General features: G+C 73.0%; 17 protein-coding genes. 8 read left to right on the top strand and 9 right to left on the bottom strand.

Features of this window, described 5'->3' with window-relative positions; genetic code table 11:
• Nucleotides 1-16: 16 nt before the first annotated feature.
• A complete protein-coding gene (locus ACFXHB_RS16190; RefSeq protein WP_380574844.1) occupies nucleotides 17-205 on the bottom strand; it encodes a hypothetical protein in 189 nt (62 codons plus the stop codon).
• Between the two features lie 84 nt (nucleotides 206-289).
• Nucleotides 290-859, bottom strand: a complete 570-nt coding sequence (locus ACFXHB_RS16185; RefSeq protein WP_380574843.1) for a hypothetical protein — start codon at nucleotides 857-859, stop codon at nucleotides 290-292.
• A gap of 319 nt (nucleotides 860-1,178) precedes the next feature.
• Here ACFXHB_RS16185 and ACFXHB_RS16180 point away from each other — a divergent pair, with 319 nt between their 5' ends.
• The 5 genes from ACFXHB_RS16180 (at nucleotide 1,179) to ACFXHB_RS16160 (ending at nucleotide 5,859) form a co-directional block, all read left to right on the top strand.
• On the top strand, nucleotides 1,179-1,664 hold the full coding sequence (locus ACFXHB_RS16180; RefSeq protein ID WP_380574841.1) for a hypothetical protein: 486 nt from the start codon (nucleotides 1,179-1,181) through the stop codon (nucleotides 1,662-1,664).
• A gap of 442 nt (nucleotides 1,665-2,106) precedes the next feature.
• Complete coding sequence (locus ACFXHB_RS16175) at nucleotides 2,107-2,946, top strand: hypothetical protein (RefSeq protein ID WP_380574840.1); 840 nt, start codon at nucleotides 2,107-2,109, stop codon at nucleotides 2,944-2,946.
• A gap of 286 nt (nucleotides 2,947-3,232) precedes the next feature.
• A complete protein-coding gene (locus tag ACFXHB_RS16170; RefSeq protein ID WP_380574838.1) occupies nucleotides 3,233-4,309 on the top strand; it encodes a hypothetical protein in 1,077 nt (358 codons plus the stop codon).
• Nucleotides 4,299-5,048 carry a hypothetical protein gene (locus tag ACFXHB_RS16165; RefSeq protein ID WP_380574837.1) on the top strand — a complete coding sequence of 250 codons (750 nt, stop codon included), beginning with the start codon at nucleotides 4,299-4,301 and terminating at the stop codon, nucleotides 5,046-5,048. The genes ACFXHB_RS16170 and ACFXHB_RS16165 overlap by 11 nt, the downstream gene beginning before the upstream one ends.
• Nucleotides 5,041-5,859 carry a hypothetical protein gene (locus tag ACFXHB_RS16160; RefSeq protein WP_380574836.1) on the top strand — a complete coding sequence of 273 codons (819 nt, stop codon included), beginning with the start codon at nucleotides 5,041-5,043 and terminating at the stop codon, nucleotides 5,857-5,859. Before ACFXHB_RS16165 ends, ACFXHB_RS16160 begins: the two co-directional genes overlap by 8 nt.
• 329 nt (nucleotides 5,860-6,188) lie before the next feature.
• On the opposite strand, the gene ACFXHB_RS16155 is transcribed toward ACFXHB_RS16160, so the two are convergent.
• From ACFXHB_RS16155 to ACFXHB_RS16140, 4 genes are all read right to left on the bottom strand, one after another.
• Complete coding sequence (locus ACFXHB_RS16155; protein WP_380574835.1) at nucleotides 6,189-8,024, bottom strand: hypothetical protein; 1,836 nt, start codon at nucleotides 8,022-8,024, stop codon at nucleotides 6,189-6,191.
• A 296-nt stretch (nucleotides 8,025-8,320) separates the two neighbouring features.
• Nucleotides 8,321-9,223, bottom strand: coding sequence for a hypothetical protein (locus tag ACFXHB_RS16150; protein WP_380574834.1), 903 nt, complete (start codon nucleotides 9,221-9,223; stop codon nucleotides 8,321-8,323).
• 125 nt (nucleotides 9,224-9,348) lie between these two features.
• Nucleotides 9,349-9,801 (bottom strand): hypothetical protein, encoded by a 453-nt coding sequence (locus tag ACFXHB_RS16145; protein ID WP_380574833.1) that lies wholly within the window; start codon nucleotides 9,799-9,801, stop codon nucleotides 9,349-9,351.
• Between the two features lie 101 nt (nucleotides 9,802-9,902).
• Entirely contained in the window at nucleotides 9,903-10,817 is a 915-nt protein-coding gene (locus ACFXHB_RS16140) for a hypothetical protein (protein WP_380574832.1), read from the bottom strand.
• Nucleotides 10,818-11,195: 378 nt separating this feature from the next.
• Between ACFXHB_RS16140 and ACFXHB_RS16135 the strand changes: the two genes are divergently transcribed.
• The gene (locus tag ACFXHB_RS16135; RefSeq protein ID WP_380574830.1) at nucleotides 11,196-11,867 is read left to right on the top strand and encodes a hypothetical protein; all 672 of its coding nucleotides are present in this window, start codon (nucleotides 11,196-11,198) and stop codon (nucleotides 11,865-11,867) included.
• A 216-nt stretch (nucleotides 11,868-12,083) separates the two neighbouring features.
• On the opposite strand, the gene ACFXHB_RS16130 is transcribed toward ACFXHB_RS16135, so the two are convergent.
• Nucleotides 12,084-12,644, bottom strand: a complete 561-nt coding sequence (locus ACFXHB_RS16130; protein WP_380574829.1) for a hypothetical protein — start codon at nucleotides 12,642-12,644, stop codon at nucleotides 12,084-12,086.
• A gap of 311 nt (nucleotides 12,645-12,955) precedes the next feature.
• Entirely contained in the window at nucleotides 12,956-13,579 is a 624-nt protein-coding gene (locus ACFXHB_RS16125; protein WP_380574828.1) for a hypothetical protein, read from the bottom strand.
• 316 nt (nucleotides 13,580-13,895) lie between these two features.
• Between ACFXHB_RS16125 and ACFXHB_RS16120 the strand changes: the two genes are divergently transcribed.
• Entirely contained in the window at nucleotides 13,896-14,033 is a 138-nt protein-coding gene (locus tag ACFXHB_RS16120) for a hypothetical protein (RefSeq protein ID WP_380574827.1), read from the top strand.
• A gap of 586 nt (nucleotides 14,034-14,619) precedes the next feature.
• Here ACFXHB_RS16120 and ACFXHB_RS16115 read toward each other — a convergent pair.
• Nucleotides 14,620-14,823, bottom strand: a complete 204-nt coding sequence (locus tag ACFXHB_RS16115) for an XF1762 family protein (protein WP_380574826.1) — start codon at nucleotides 14,821-14,823, stop codon at nucleotides 14,620-14,622.
• Between the two features lie 96 nt (nucleotides 14,824-14,919).
• Here ACFXHB_RS16115 and ACFXHB_RS16110 point away from each other — a divergent pair, with 96 nt between their 5' ends.
• Nucleotides 14,920-15,144, top strand: coding sequence for a hypothetical protein (locus tag ACFXHB_RS16110; protein ID WP_380574824.1), 225 nt, complete (start codon nucleotides 14,920-14,922; stop codon nucleotides 15,142-15,144).
• The last annotated feature ends 124 nt before the right edge of the window (nucleotides 15,145-15,268 follow it).

The following is a 15,268-nucleotide window of genomic DNA, read 5'->3' as shown; positions in this document are numbered from 1 at the left end:
GGGCGCGCCCGGACTGTCACGGGGTCGGCGTCGCCGGGCTCGCGCCGGCGGTGGGCGGCAGCGTCGCGGCGGGGCTCGGGGGCACGGTGATGTAGGTGGGGACGGGGGCGCTCTCCCGGCTGTCGCGCAGGTAGTAGCCGCCGGCGCCGGCGAGCAGGGCGATCAGGATGGCGGCCAGGACCATGGTGACGTGCAGCAGCTTCATGGGTGACAGCGTAGAGTGCTTGACCAACCGCGAAACGTAGCCGCCCGGATTCCCGGGGCGAACCAGCCGCGCTTCTCGGCGACTTCACTGCCCGGCCGGATCACGCCTCAGGAGTTGCTCCGCCTCCTTCCGCGCCGACCTGTCCTTCCACCAGCGCGGTATCGAGCGGTGCGGCTCCCACCATCGGGGGCGGTAACGCAGTTCGACTCGGCACAGCAGGAGGTAGGCGTCCATGGTGTCCACGAACGTCTTGTGCAGAGCCTCTCGCTTCGGCGCTCCCAGAACGGCGTCACCATTGCCCAGAGCCATGGTGGCGTCCCCAAGTTCGCGGGCTTGACGCTGTACCTCCGGGCTGGCGGACATGCGCACGGCCACATGGGCCAGCGACATCATGCTCGCCGCGGCGGCCAGGCTCGTTATCGCCGTGTCGGCCAGCTTCCACTGGTTCTTCGGGTCGCTCGCTCCCAGCTCGTGCATCCACCCCACGGCCAGGACGTAGTGGGTGCAGGCCTGCCCGTAGTCGAGGTAGACGGCGCGCAGGTCTTCCCGGCTGCCGACCGACGCGACGCCGATGCGCTTGCCCGAGGTCAGCACGCCGGCGAGAGCCTTCGTCCCGGCTCCGACGATGGTGGTGGCGATGTCCATGGGCGGCATCCAACCATCTCGGCATCCACCGCGGTGCTCGGACGGTGACATCGTTCCCGGGCGGGCCTACAGTGGCGTCCCTGATCATCTGCACTCGGGAGGCCACCGTGACCGCTCGCTCCGCCCGCACCGGCCGCCGCGACTCCGTGTGGGGTCTCGCCTCCGACTCGACGTGGGGCGCAGTGCCCGACACGATCTGGGGAACGGCCTGGGATAGCAGTTGGGGCACGACGCCGCGGCGACGCCGGCCCCGGTGACCGTGGGCCGGCGGTTGTCCGGTGTGAGGTCCCTTCCGTGTCTTCGAAGGCCGGATGGTCGTTGACGAGGTATGCCCGCGAAGCAGCGCCGTAGCAGTCCGGCCGGTTCCGACTACCTGCTGAAGGAGGCGCAGGCCCTCGCCCGCCGCTACCGGCTGCGGGTCGGTGACGCTCCCCAGCTCGCGCGGATCCTGGGCCACGTCCGCGAACGGGACGCGTTCGTGATCCACCCCGACAAACGCCTGGCGCATCTACCGCTCGTCATCGCCTCCGACCAGCTCGGTTTCCACCACCGCGAGACGCAGCGATGCGGCGACGACCTGTGGGTGTCCGGCAGTACCACCGCCGAGGCCGGGCCACCCAACCTCATCGGCATCAGCGTCGTCGACGCGCTCGCCGATCACTGCTGCTACCGGTTCCGTGGACCGGTCCTCATTCACCAGTGCGGCATGAGTGACGGCCTGCACGAGAAGCTGAGCTACGCCAACTACCTGCGCGTGCAGGAGGCGCACCGCGACGCTCAGGCGGCCGTCGGCGCCCGCCCGCGTCCCGTCTGACAGGCGACCTGCCGCACCAACACCCTGGCCTCGCCACGGCCGCGTCCCGGGGGGAGGGCGTGCAGGGGGTGCCCGCGCGCCGGGTGGTTTGCCCCGCACGCCCGGTTGAACCGTCGTCGGCCGGTCGGGCAGGCTGATCGTCGAGCAGCCACGGAACCCGAGCCAGAGCCACCAAGCGAGTTCCGAGTACGGCAGCCGCCTCACGCCACAAGGCCGGTGCTCCCCGTCGCGGCACCGTGCCGTCGCCGGGGGACTGGTTCAGGCGGAGGCGAAGGCAATGGACGACGATTCGAACCTGCAGTTCCTGGAGTTGCTGGCGCGCTACGCCCTGGAGCGCTCGGTGCCCCCGGCAGCCGGCTGGGCAAGGGCCCGAGTCCGGGCCGCTGCCGGCCGCTTGCGAAACCGGCTCCCGGGCCGCACCCCGAGGTCTACGCTGGAAGACGTGACCATCTCCTCCTCCGCGGTCCGGACCGGGTCGTCGGCCGTGGCGCAGGCCGCGTGCCTGGCCGCGCTGGCCGAACTCGCCGCCGCCCACGACGTCGCCGGCGCCCACGTGGCCGAACTCGGCGAGGCCCTGGCCGCCGCCTGGTGGACAGGCGTACGCGACCTCGAGGTACTCGCCCGCGCCGCCGGGTGCACGGCCGGGCACGCCCGGGAGCGGCTGGCGGCGCACGGCGTCGACGCCTCGCGCGCGGCGCTGAACGGGCCGCCCGGGCCGCGGTTCGCGCCGCTGCGCGCCGAGGACGTCCACCAGCTCGCGCAGGTCGCCGACGCGGTGTGCGGTCCTGCGGTGCTCGTCGAGCAGCCCGGGCCGGCGGCGGAGGCGCTGTGGCAGCTGAGTATCGGACTGGAGCGTCTCGCCACGGCGATCGATCCCGCGTCCGAGAGCGGGCACGCGGCGGAGATGGCCGACGACCTGATCTTCCGGCTCCGGGAGGCGCTCGCCCACGCCCAGGCCCTGGTGGCCGGGCGGTACTCGCGCGAGGAGCTCGCGGCGAAGGCCCGGCAGGAGGACGTCGACCTGTTCGGTGACGGCGGCCAAGCCGTCGCCGACGGCGCCACCGTCACCCTGAGCGTGCCGGCCGCGTACTCGATCACGGTGAAGGTCGCTCCGGCGCCGGACGGGCGTCCGGATGCCGGCCACCTCACCCTCGGGGGTGCGTTCCCGCTGCTGAACACCGCCGTGACGGGGGCCGAGCACCTGCAGCTGCGGGCCGCGCTGGACACGATCGCGCAGGTGGTCTCGCGGCACCTTCACCCCGAGGCCTTCGAGGAGGGCTGAGCGTCCGGCCCGAGCGGTGCTCGGGCCCTCGGCCGCGTCGTGCTGGCTTGTTGCCCAGGGTTGACGCTATTGTGCCGTCCGTACCTGTAGGGGTATGGGCTAGCGCGCCGAGCCCGAGTCCCGCCGATCCTGCCCGCGACGGGCGGCACAGCGGTCAAGGTGGTAGGAGCCGAAGTGCTCCCGCACCGCGCGAGGTTGAACGTCCGTCAGGTCCACCCTCTGCCTTGCGCTGATGCTGCGCGCGGGCCCGGGTCGCGGGACCGAGCACCGCGCCGAGAGGCATCACGTGCCCAAGAAGAACCGCTCCCAGAAGAAGTCCGCCCGCGCGAAGCAGCGGGCCACCGGAGCCCCGTACACCGCGGCCGCCGGCGGCTCCGCGCACCGGCACCCGGCGCCCGACTTCGGGGTGATGGACTCCCGTCTGTACGGGGTCACTCGACAGGTGAGTCTCGCCCCGGCGGCCGCGCTGGTCGGCGCCGCCCGCGCCGGGTGCCGGCCGTGCCAGGACTCCGCGATCCCCGCGCTGGTGGCCGGCGACCGGCTCGTGGTGGCCAACCTGGCCGGGCTGCCGTTCAGCCTGCTGCCCTCGCCCGGCTTCATGGCGCCCGCCTCGGTGCGGGTGTGGACGGTGGCCCGCCAGATGCTGGCGGCCGGCCTGGACGGTCCGGCGCCGGCCGCGCCGATGCTCGCCGTGCTGGAGGAGCTGAGCGCCGCCGAGGTGCGCGACGTGGTCGAGGACGCCCTTGACCTGTGGGCCGCGCTCGGCGCCACCCCGGGCGAGTTCGCCGCCGCGGCCACACCGCCCACCTCTCAGGACGATCCGCAGGAGGACGCGGAGGATGACCTGCCGGAGGCCACCGAGGCGCCGGAGAACCCCTTCACCGCCGACGGGATGGTGTTCCTGACCGCCGAGCAGCTGGCGGACGGGATCCCGCTGCCGATGCTGGTGCAGTCCGCGCTGGCCGGCACCGTCGACGACGAGACCGGCGAGCACGCCCTCGACCTCTTCGAGGGCCTGGCCGAGCGCGGCCCGGCCGCCGGCCGCGAAGCCGCGCTTCTCCTGGCCCAGTACACGCTCTCCACCGGGTACTACGGCACCGGCATGGACGCGGCCGTGCGCTACTACCGCCAGCAGCCGCCGCCGATGGCACAGGCCCCGGCGCTGACCACCCTGCACCTGCTGGTGTCGGCGTTCATCGCCACCGGCCGGCCCGGCGCGGAACGGATCCTGGACGACGAACTGAGCGACGCCGAACTCGACGGCGTCGTGCGCTACCTGTTCTGCATCGCCGCCGGCATGTCCGGCTTCCCCCGCGACCGCCAGCAGGCCCTCATCGAGGAGCTGTGCGCCGATGTCCGTTGACCAGGCCACCACGGCGGCCGCGCAGACCAGCACCGACCCGGCCGACACCGCCCACCTGCGCGCCGGCCGGCGCGTCACCTTGGAGGAGATCACCCTCCACCTGTCCGGCGCCGCGGTGCTGCTCGCCCAGCTCGCGCACGCCGCCGAGACCCCCGCCCAGCCCGTCGAACTCGCCGACCTGATCGAGCAGCTGCGCCGCCAGGCCGCCGAACTCACCGCCGGAGCCGCCCTGGCGCAGCGGCTGACCGCGATCACGGCCGGGGATGTCCCGCTCGCCGCGACGTTGCCCGACGGCGCGCGCTGGGGCGCGGCCGCCCGCCAGGAGGAGCGTCGGGAGTCCTACGGCGGGCCGGCGGTCGTGCCGACGATGCGCCAGTTGGAGCTGCTGGCCGACCGGGTCGCCCCGAGTGATCCGAGCGCTCCGGCGTGGCGCCGGGAGCGCTTCGGCCAGGAGCGGGCCGTCACGACGTTCCCGGCGGCGATGGCCGGGGTGGTCTTCGTGGAGTCGAGGGCGGCCCGTGCCCGGCGTACGGCCGAGCGGGAGAAGGCGATCCGGGTGGAACTGCTGCTCACGGACTGCTCGTCGCCGAGGTGCGGGGCCGGGCGGGGCGAGCACTGCCGCACGTCCACCGGCCGGATCTCCGAGCAGCCGCACAAGGGGCGCCTGGACGAGGCGAGGGCCACGGTGGACGCCCGGCTGGGGTTCGACTTGAACCCGGTGGCGGTGCCGGGTGTCTGATGACGTGCGGTCCGCGCTACCGGCCTGCTGGTGGTCCACCCGTCTGTGGACCGCGGCCGACGTGCTGGAGTCGAGGCCCGGGCGAACGGTGGAGCTGCTGGCGACCGTCCACGGCCCGTACCGACCCGGTGTCCCCTACCGGTGCGCGGTGTGCGGGAACGAGGACGTGCGCGCCATGGCGGCCAAGCGTGCGAATCTGCCGGCCGGTCGCGTCTCGCACTGGTGGTGCCCGGACGGCTGCACCGCCGGCCTGGCGGACATCACCGCCCCCCTGACGCACCCCGCCGACGTGGAGCCCGCCCGCGAGGCCGCCGAGCGCTACGCCGCCCATGCCGCCGCCGACGCCGCCGTGCGGCGGGAGCGGACGCGCGAGGAGGCAGAGCGCCGGCAGCGGGCGAGCGAGCCGGTCGTCGACCTCACGGTGGCGGCCGACTGGGCGCCGCTCGGCGCCGGGCCGGCACGCCTGCACGTGATGGTGCTGCGCCACCGCTGTGACGGGCGGCTCGGTGAGCGTGGCTGGTGCTTGGAGATCGACGGCGTCGGCGCCGAGGCGGAGGTGCTGCGGCCACCGCTACGGGGCCTCGCGCCGAGCAACGCGCGGGACTGGGCGGTGCGGGTCCTCGCCGGCCGGGGCTGGGAGCCGTCCGCGCCGCTCGCTCTGCCCGCACCCGCCGGGGACCGGGCGGAGCAGCTGCTCGTCATCCCGGTGCGGCGGACCGGGCCCGGACGGATGTTGGACGCGCAACGGGCGGCCTGCGGCCGCAGGCGCCGGCCGCCGAGCGACCTGCGGCCGGCCGGCACGAGCACGTAGGGAGCCGGTGGGGCTCACCCGAGAACAGCGCCAACCAGTCAGCGAACGGCTCTCAGCCATCGGATGCAGCGGGACCGGCCGGCTTCACCGGCTTAGACCAGTCCCACCGCGTAAGGCTCTGCTGCGGGTCGGTGTCGATAAGGAGGCCGCTCTCGGAAACGCTGAGGCCAAGGGCGGTGCCCATGAATGCCTCCCACTCACGGTCATTCAGCTCTGTACTCATGAAGTCAGCCTTGCATAACAGGGGTTCGGAAACAGGTATACCCGCCGAGTAGGACGTGCCGCCCCGGGCGGGGCCCTCGGGGGCCCGCCCGGGTACGGGGTGCCTGTCAGGGGCGGCAGTTCGCCGTGGAGAGCAGCCAGTTCCGCAGCTGCTCGACGGCCGCGTCGCTGTGGCCGACGGTGGCGCCGGGCTGTAGCGGCTCGTCGGCGACGGCGGACCAGCCGCCCGCCGCGTCGGCGACCTGGCCGAAGAGGTGAGCGAGGTTCCCGGCGACCTCGGTGTAGCGGCCCTGGACCTCGGTCCAGCCCTCCAACACCTCGACCAGCTCGTCCACAGCGGCCGCAGCGAACCGGGCCGGGTTGTCGGCGAGGTCTGCACCCAGGTCCCAGGCCAGGGTCCGCATCGCCGCGGTCTCCCAGCTGCCCTCCCGACCGGCGTAGAGGGTGGCGCCCGGCGCGCCCTGCTCGCGCGCCTCCTCGGCCTGCCGGGCGGCCACCCGGTGGACGGCGACCAGCAGAGTGCCGGCCGCCAGCCGCCCGACGCCGCCGAGGATCTCGCGAACCTGCTCGGCCTCGTAGACCTCGGGCGGCACCACGAAGTCGAGCGGACCCCGGCCGGCGGCGAGTTCGTCGAAGGCCAGCCGCGCTAGCCCCCGGTCGTAGCCGAAGTCGGCGTTGTAGCGGCCCTGGCCGGTGTGGTGCCAGCCCTGGCAGTGCGCGTCCACCACCCGGTGCGGGAAGCCGCCGTAGAAGGTGTCGTAGCCGCCCGCGCGGTCGGGCAGCAGCGACGGGTGGACGTCGTGGCGGACCACCGCGTTGATCGTCAGCCGATCCCGCAGGCCGCCCGCCATCTCGGCCGAGGTGACCGGAACCCACGCGGGTTCGAAGCCGGCCGGCGCCGGGACCTGATCGGCCAGCCGCGCAGCGATCGCGGCGAACGCGTCGTGCATCAACTCGGCCGGGCTCTCGTCCGCGGGCCGGCGGGCGAAGACGGACACCAGCAGGGTCACGGTGGTCCAGCCCTCGGGCGTGGGCGTGTCGGTGGCGCGGGGCATCGTCAGCTCGGCGGGCAGGGGGCCGAACACGTCGGCGTGCGCCCGGTACCACCGGTTGTCGCGGACGAGGAACCGGCAGCCGGCCTGAACCGCGGTGGCGACCATCCTCGTTCCCCAGTCGTCGAACTGGCGCCGCGGAAGCGTGACCGTCAACAGGAACGGCACGGCGAAGGCGCCGTGGCCCTCCCCGTACGGGTTGTCGGCCGGCCGGGTGCCGGCGGGCGGGGTGAACGGGGTACCCGTGCTGCTCCACTCCTGCGGCACCCACCGGCCCTTCGGCCGCTCCCACACCACCCGGCCCGGCACCCGGTCCCCGGCGCCCCACCGGCCGCTGTCGGTCCCGATCTCGGACAGCAGCGCCGGATCGACGCCGCGGGTGGCGACGTACGACTCAACCTCGGAGACCGTGATGACGTCCCAGCGTCCCCGGCTGATCTCCCCCACCACGGTGGGGCCGGCCGGCGAGGCCGGCCAGGCGGCGGTCGCGGCGGCGGCGATGGCCTGCCGCACATCCTCCATCGTGGCGGCGGCGGCGCCCGGGTCGGACCAGTCGCGCAGTGCCTCGACCGCGATCGACAGTTGCAGGAAGCCGCCGCGAGCCTGCCACGGCACGGCAGCGACGACGACCGCGGCGGCCGCCGGGTAGCGGTGCCCGCCCGGGCCGGTCAGGTGAGCCAGGGCATCGGCGATGACCTGCGCGGAGGCCTGGCGTTCCTCGGGGCTCGCGCACGGCGCGAGGACGGCCACCCCCACCCACACCGGCAACGCCTCGACCACCGGGTCCGGCCGGCCCGAACTGAGCAGCTCGGTGTAGGGGGCGGTCGCGCCGGCTGCCTGCTTCGCGCGGGCCCGGCCAGCGGCGTAGGAGCGGTTCTTCTTCGGCGACATGATGGTGCGCTCGCATCCTGGCGGGCCTGCCCACGCGCTCCCCGCCCGGTACAAGGGCACGGCAACGAAACCACGGGCGTCCAGGGCGTGACCCCCGATGACCCCTTCGTCGTCGGCGCCCGGCGTCCCTGCGTGGGCGGGGAACGGGCAGCGACTCGGCAGTGCGTGTCCGGCCACCGGGCAGCCTACCGGCCGACAGGTCCTCCCCGCGGCCGTTCCGAAGAAACACCGTCCATGCCGGCCCGTCGGACGCGGGTGGCGTCGGTGCGGCCGCTCCAGGGCCGGGAGAGGAGGTGTCAGCGGCCCCGGGTGTGGCGGGCGGTGAGCGCGCCGAGGTCGGTGCGCTCGTACGCGGTGCGGATGTCCTCGTAGGCGTCGGAGCGGTGCGTACCGACGAACCCGGCGCCGGTGGCGGTGAGGTCGTGGGGCAGGTACTGGGTGAGGGTGGCGAGGTAGGTGGCGGTCAGCGCGTCGACGTCGTAGCCGTCGGGGTCCAGGCCGCTGGCGCCGAGGTAGAGGAGAACGTGGTCGCGGGGGGAGCCGGCGCCGCTGTCACGCACGACGGTCCACGGGTAGGTGGTGGTGCCGCCGTAGTGGACGGGGCCCACGGGAAGCTCCCGGTCGACGGGGTCGGTGCCCCAGGTACCGCCCAGGCCCCGGGTGCGGAGCCAGAACCGGGCCCCGGCGCGATCGCCGTCGGTCAGCGCGGTGCGCACCGCCGCCAGGGCCTGGTCCGGGCACGGCCAGAAGTAGGGGCGGCCGTCGTCCTCGCTCCCGGTGTCAGGGGGACAGAGGGCGGAGATCGACGCGAGCAGCAGCGGGTCGTGGCAGGTGGCGAACGAGCCCAGCATCCAGCTGTAGCGCAGCGTGCGCCGGTCGCACACCACCCCCACCTCCAGGGCCGCCCGAAGCCGGTGGTCACGGATGCTCCTGGCCCATCGCACGTGCCCGGGCGCCCCGGTCATCGCCGGCAGGCCCGCGACCAACGCGGCGCCCGCCCGGCGGAACTCGGCGTGCAGCCGGGCCGCCTCGCGGTAGCGCAGGTCCTGGGCGCGGGTGCGGGCGGCCCGGGCCTCGGCGGGGCTGATGTCCAGCTCGCCGTCCGGGGTGGGCGTCGCGACCAGGGTGCCCTCCTGGTACCAGGTGAGCAGCTGGGCCTCGGTGACGCGGGCGCGGTGGGCGGCGGCGGACAGGTCCACGGGCGGACTCCTCTGCGACGGTGGCGGGTCGAGACGACGGTGGCCGGCCGTTCGGCCGGCCACCGGGGTGCCGCGGTGCGGCGCGGCCCCACAGCGGATGGGGAGCGGAGGCGAGCTCGGATCGTTCAGCGACGCCCGGGGCGGGCCCGGTTCGCGGGGTGCGCGCGCTCCAGGTCCCGCTGGTCCCTCTGCCCGGCCGGGGCGGTCCACAGCCGCTCCTCGGTCGTGCGGTGGATGACGGGGTGCCCGTCCTCGGCGCCGGCGTGGCTCCACCCGGTGAAGGTGCCGGAGCGGCAGTAGGCGAGGTAGCGCGTCATCTCGGGGGCGAGGTCGGCGCGCAGCGCCATCTTCGCCGCCCGCACCGTCTCGACGTCCGCGCTCCGCAGGGCGGGGTCGCGCTCCAGCAGCAGCTGGTGAAGGGCGTTGTCCACGTACCGGGAGGCGGTGGTGTCGTCCCACCAGCCCCTGCTGATCTCCAACTCGAACCGGTGATCCTTGGCGTGCTCCAGCCGGTTGTAGTCGTCGTTCGCCGTCTCGATGGCGCGGCGGAACACGGTCGTCAGGTCGTCGGTGGTCATGGTCTGCTCCTGGTGATCGGTGCGCCGAACCGGGACGGTCGGCGTGGCCCCACAGGGGTGGGGAGCAGGAGGCGAGTGTCGGGGCGGGCGACCCGGGCCGGTCAGATGGTGCCGTCGCGCAGTGCCTCGAAGCGGGCATCGGCGTGGAGCAACAGATCTCGCGAGTCGCCGGCGTCGTAGAGGGCCTGAATCTCGCGGGTGGCGGCGGCCGGGTCGGCCGGGTGGGAGTTCTGACGGACGATGGCCTGGCGCAGGACGTCGGCGAACTCGGGACTGGGGACGGTGATGCGCTGGGCCCGGAGGATGCCGGTGTCGGCGTCAACCAGGAGCAGGTGGAGGGGGAAACCGTCGTCGGGCAGGGTGGCCGAAGTCCCGGCAGCGACCTGGCGGTGGTACTCCCATGGGGCGTCCGACCACGGCAGTCCGTTCTTGGGGTCGCTGTCGTGCGGGTCAGTGAAGGCGTAGAGCAGCAGCATGACGTGGTCACGGTTGATGACCGCGAACTCGGCGTTGCCGGTGAACGCCTGGATCTCGTGGGGCTTGGGCCGGGCGTAGAAGAGAACGAAGTCGGCGCCGGCGGGGGTGAGGCGCAGCTCGCCTCGGCCGTCGGGCCAGCGGGTCACCTTGGGGTTGTAGAGTTCGCCGACGCTGTAGCGGTGCAGGGCGGCCTGCTGGGCGACGGAGGCCGGGGAGTTGTCGGCGTACTCGTCGTCGTCGGGGTCGGTGACCAGGCCGAGTACCGGATCGTAGGTGAGGTCGCTGACGATCAGGCCGGTAGCGGTGTCGGTGCGCCAACCGGCCTTGAGGACGGCCTTCACCGGCGCCGGGGTCAGTTCCTCCTCGCTTAGGGCGCGACCGGGTTCGGGGACGGCGACGAGGATGCTGTGCCCTCCGTCGTGGGTGTAGCAGTACCAGGGCGCCAGGTCGTCGGGCAGCGGGGAGTGGTAGCGGTGGCCGGGCACGAGGTAGCCGGCGAGGGCGCGGGTGATGACGGCGGCCGGGTCGGGGGTGGTCAACGGGTGTGGTTCCTCTCAGGGCATGGTGCGGGTCCGTTCACCGTGTTCGGAGGGCGTCGGGGCTGGGTCCGCCCGCCGGGGGGATGGACCTGCGGCGCCGTGATTCCCGCACGCGGGCGAATGTGACAGCTCGCATCGGCTGACCCCGCGTCAGCGGGGAAGTGTTCGACCGGCATCCTCCCACATCCCCCTTGTGGCACAATCCGGCGTCTAGGAGCCTCACGCAGCCAACCGCTCCCGCATGCCCCCCGGGGGCCTCTCCGCGCCAGCGGAGCCAGGCTGCGGCACCACGCTCTCCGCGCCGGCGGAGGTCGCCGGCGGTCTCGGACACGGATTCCGGACCGCGGGCCGCCTTTACCCGCACCGCGAAGGAGCGCCATGCCCGTCACCGAGCAGCACCCCGCCGAACTCTTCTCCGCCCACCTCGCCGACCCCGACCTGACCGGTCCCGGCTCCCCGGCCGGCGGCTGGGAACCCGCCGCCGCCTGGGCCCGTCCCTCGGCCTACAGCGCCGACCGCTCCGCCCGTCGCGCCTACCTGCTGACCGCGGCCCACCACCCCGATTTCCCAGCCCGGGCCGGACGCACGGCGCTCCGCCTGGGCCGGCGTCTGGGAGCGCCCACCGACGACCGGGCCGTCGCCGTCGGCCTCGCCCACCTGGCCACGCACATCGCCGCCCTCGACCTCGCGGCCCGCCTCGCCGCCTTCCCCGACGACGCCACGCTGCCCGGTCTCCTCGACGACACGATCCGGTGCCTGTGGCCGGAGCCCGGTCGCGCCGCCCGGCCCGGGCACCAGGCCCACGACGCCGGCCACCGGCTGCGCGCACACCTCGAGGCCCTCGGCTACCTCACGGGCAGCGGGCTACTGACGCGCACCGCCGACCAACTGACGGGCCTGGCCGGCTGCCAGGGCCACGGTGCCCCGGCCTGGGCGGGGGCACTGGTCGGTGGGATGCTGCAGCACTGGACGGAGGAGTGCCCCGGCATCCCGGTGCCCGAGCGCACCGACCTGATCCACCGCGCGGCCGTACCCGCCCTGCTGCCGTAGGACGGCGGCGCAGTGCTCACGGCAGTGGCCGCTCGCCCCCGGTCCTCCAGAGCAGACGGCGGGTCCTGACGCGTCGCCCGGCCGCTATGCTGCGGTCTGAAGTCGCTTTGCTCATCAGCCCTGCGAGGGACCCCGGTGCGAACCGGGTGCCGCGTGAACGCGGCGTTCCCGAATGCCCAGGAGGTAGGTTCGAGCCGATCCCGGTCGGGACTGTGGTCAGGCGTACTCGCTCAGGTCGACGGACGGGGCAGTGAACCGGGCCGTCCGGTTGTACAGCTCCCAGCCTGCCGCGGTGAGTCGGCCGATCTGGTCCGGGCCGTGCACGACCAGGGCGGCCAGTACGTAGTCCCGGACCGGGGTGGTGTGCGGGAGCGGGCCGCCCGGGCGGCTGTCGTCGTGCCAGCGGCCACCGGCCAGGCGCACGCTGCCGCGGGCCAGGGCGGCGAGGAGTCGACGGTCTTCTGGCTCAATCAACCGGGTGCCGGTGATCCGGACGCCGACGTTCTTGCAGGCCGGGGCGTCGATCTGCTTCGTCTCGTAGCCGGTGCGGTCCAGAATCCGGCGGATCCGGTCGTGGTACTGGCCCTCGGTCACCTCGTCGCCCTCGTAGTGAACGTAGCGGCAGCGCACGCTGAGCGGGTCGCCGACGTCCCAGAGGACGAACCCGGAGCTGCGCGTCTTGCATCCCTCGTCCCACCCGGGTGCCTGGTGAGGGAACACCGCGTGCGAGGCGAGGAGCTTGGACACCTTGGCCCGCTGCGGCCGGTAGCGAATCACTGCCCGATCTACTTCGACCACGCCAAGCACCTCTCCGGCCGGCCCGCTGACTGTGACGGTCAGTGCGCGCAGGCACTCACCGCTCCTGCGGAGCGTATGGGCACGATGAGACGCCGGGGCAGAGCCAACGGGAGACGTTCACCCGATCGGGTGATTCCCGGGGCGCAGCGGTTCTCGCTGCGCCCCGGAGCGGCGAACGGTAGCCCTCCAGGGCCAGCTTCTCCAGCTGCGCCGCACTGGCCACTCACATCCGCGCTGAGAGTCTTCCTACCGCTTGGTGGTCGTTGCGTCGTCGCCTGCATGTCCCCGGCTCAGGTGACGAGGTGTTCGCCGCAGGCGGTGTAGAGGTTGACGTGGGAGTAGAAGCGGACGTCGACGTAGTCCTGCGTGAGGGTGTCGTCGCCGCGCCAGTTGTAGGCCGCGCTGATCGCCGCCAGGGCGTCGACCAGGCCCGCGCAGGGTTCGGAGAGGCGCCGACGGGTGCGGCCTGGCCCAACCTCTTCCGTACCGTCGACGGCCCAATCCAGCGGAACACCGCGGATGGTGACGTCGATCGCGGAGTTGCCGGTGAACTGCCGGTGCCGGACGGTGATACGGGTGCCCTTGGGGGCGTCGCGAATCGGGTCGCGGGCGGCCACCGGCCCGTCCTGGCGGCGCGCGCGAGGCAGAGGCGCGCGGGCGGCCTTGATCTCGTCCTTGATCAGACTGGCAATCTCCCGACTGGACAGGCCCAGGGTGGCCAGCGCGCTCGGACCGTAGGTACGACGGTCGTTGGGCGCCAGCCGATCGGCGGCCGGCGCGTCGAGCGGCCCGTATCTTGCCTCCATGCGGGACAACTGCTCGCGGGCGGAGGCACGTTCACCCTCGGTCGCCGCAGGGTCGTCACGCAGGCGGCGGACTGCGGCGGCGCGGGCGGCGGCGGGCAGGGAGAACATCGGCGGCCTCGGGGGGATCGGTCGGGCAACGGGTACCGCCCCTCATGATGGCTCACGGCTACGACAGGTCGGGCCGCCCGGGCATGCCACGCGGTAGCAAAATGCGTCATCGCAGGTCAACGGATGGCAAGCCAGAGAATGCATATCGAAACGATATGCGCATTCGGACTGAATTTGTTATCGGCCGGATGATGGCCCTAGGATCAGCATCGGCACTGCATTCAGGAGTTCCTGCCCCTCCCCCGTTGACGCGTGAAGGTGCGCGCCTCGGACCAGCCGGCCCGAGTGTTTGAAACTCGGAGGGGAGCAGCGTTCCATGACGGTTCGAACGAAGCCGGGAGACGACAACGAGTCGGACTCCGGCCCGGATGACCAGGGACGCCGCTGGCAGTGGCGCATGATCGCCATTGAGGCCTTGAGGGCGCTGGTGGAGCTGTTGCGCCGCCTGCCCTGAGGCCGGGCGCGGCCGGGGGGATACGAGCCCTCGGCCGCGCCTTAGGTGATTTCGCCGCGTAGCGGTTGCCGGCCGTCCGGTGTGCACTCTGAGCGGTGAGACCGGACGGCATCACCATGCTTCCCGACAGATTGACGTCGGAAATCTTCGAACCCAGAAGCAAACTAATCTGATCGAAGTTAGTTAAGTTTCGATTCAGATTACTTACGACTTGGGCAATAGTCGCAAGTGGCACAAACAAGTGCGTTCTTTCATTGCTGGTGGCGTCAGCAAAAAGGCCTTTTCAATGACGTAAGTCTATACCGGAGGCTTCACGAGAACCAAACCAGAGTACAACAACCTGAAGACTCAGAAGTTCCGTACTTCTCCGTTCGCCGTAGTGACCGTCACGTATGTGACAGTCACTACGCTCCGTCCCCACTTTCACGATCCGGTCACGGCTTCCCACAGGGGGTGCGGGCGACGTGGGCGGTGCCGAGAGAGCCGCGGGCTGGCTGGTGCAGTGCCAGCCCGGGCGGGGCGGGCGGTGGGCGAGGACGACCCAGCCCTCGGCACGCAGGCTCGCACCGGTCTCGCCGACCTGGGTTTAGGTGATCAGACGGGGATAGCCGAGGACCTTCGCCGCCCGCCAACTCGCGCCGCACAGAGGGCTGTTCGTGTTCCTGGCGCCGTCAGTGGCGGTACGGGTGACCTCGAGGGTCTGACAGTTGTCGAGGCGGCGGGCGACGATGGTGGCTTCCCGGCCGGCTGGCGCCGGATGAGATGCGGGGACCGGTGAATCACGTGACACGCTGCCCTTCCTCAACCATGCCGCTCTACACCCGTTCGGGTGCTTCTCGGCGAATCGCGCCCGGGTCGGGCGGGCCGCCGCCCTACGGTCGGGCCCATGACGACGAACACGAATTCAGAGGACGGCCCTCGAGTGCCGGGCGCGGAGCAAGCCGTGATCTGGCTGATCGCGGTGGTCGCGCTACCGCTGACCACGTGGGTGATGGGCGATCTGGCGCCCGAGCGCGGGTCACTGACCCGGCGGCTGCGCCGGGTGGCGGATGCGATCGACCAACTGGAGAAGGACGAGGAGCGCAGGAAGCGGGAGAGGCGCAAGCGCTGACCCCGGGGATGGGGGGGGGGGGGGGGGGCCGGCCCGCCCCCCCCCCCCACCCCCCCGGGGGGGGGGGGGGGGGGGTTGGGCGGTTTGGGGGGGGTTTTTAAAAAAAACACACCCCCCCAACACC

The organism is Kitasatospora sp. NPDC059327, from assembly GCF_042752535.1.
Taxonomy (GTDB): domain Bacteria; phylum Actinomycetota; class Actinomycetes; order Streptomycetales; family Streptomycetaceae; genus Kitasatospora.
This window is presented reverse-complemented; position numbering and strand designations above follow the sequence as displayed.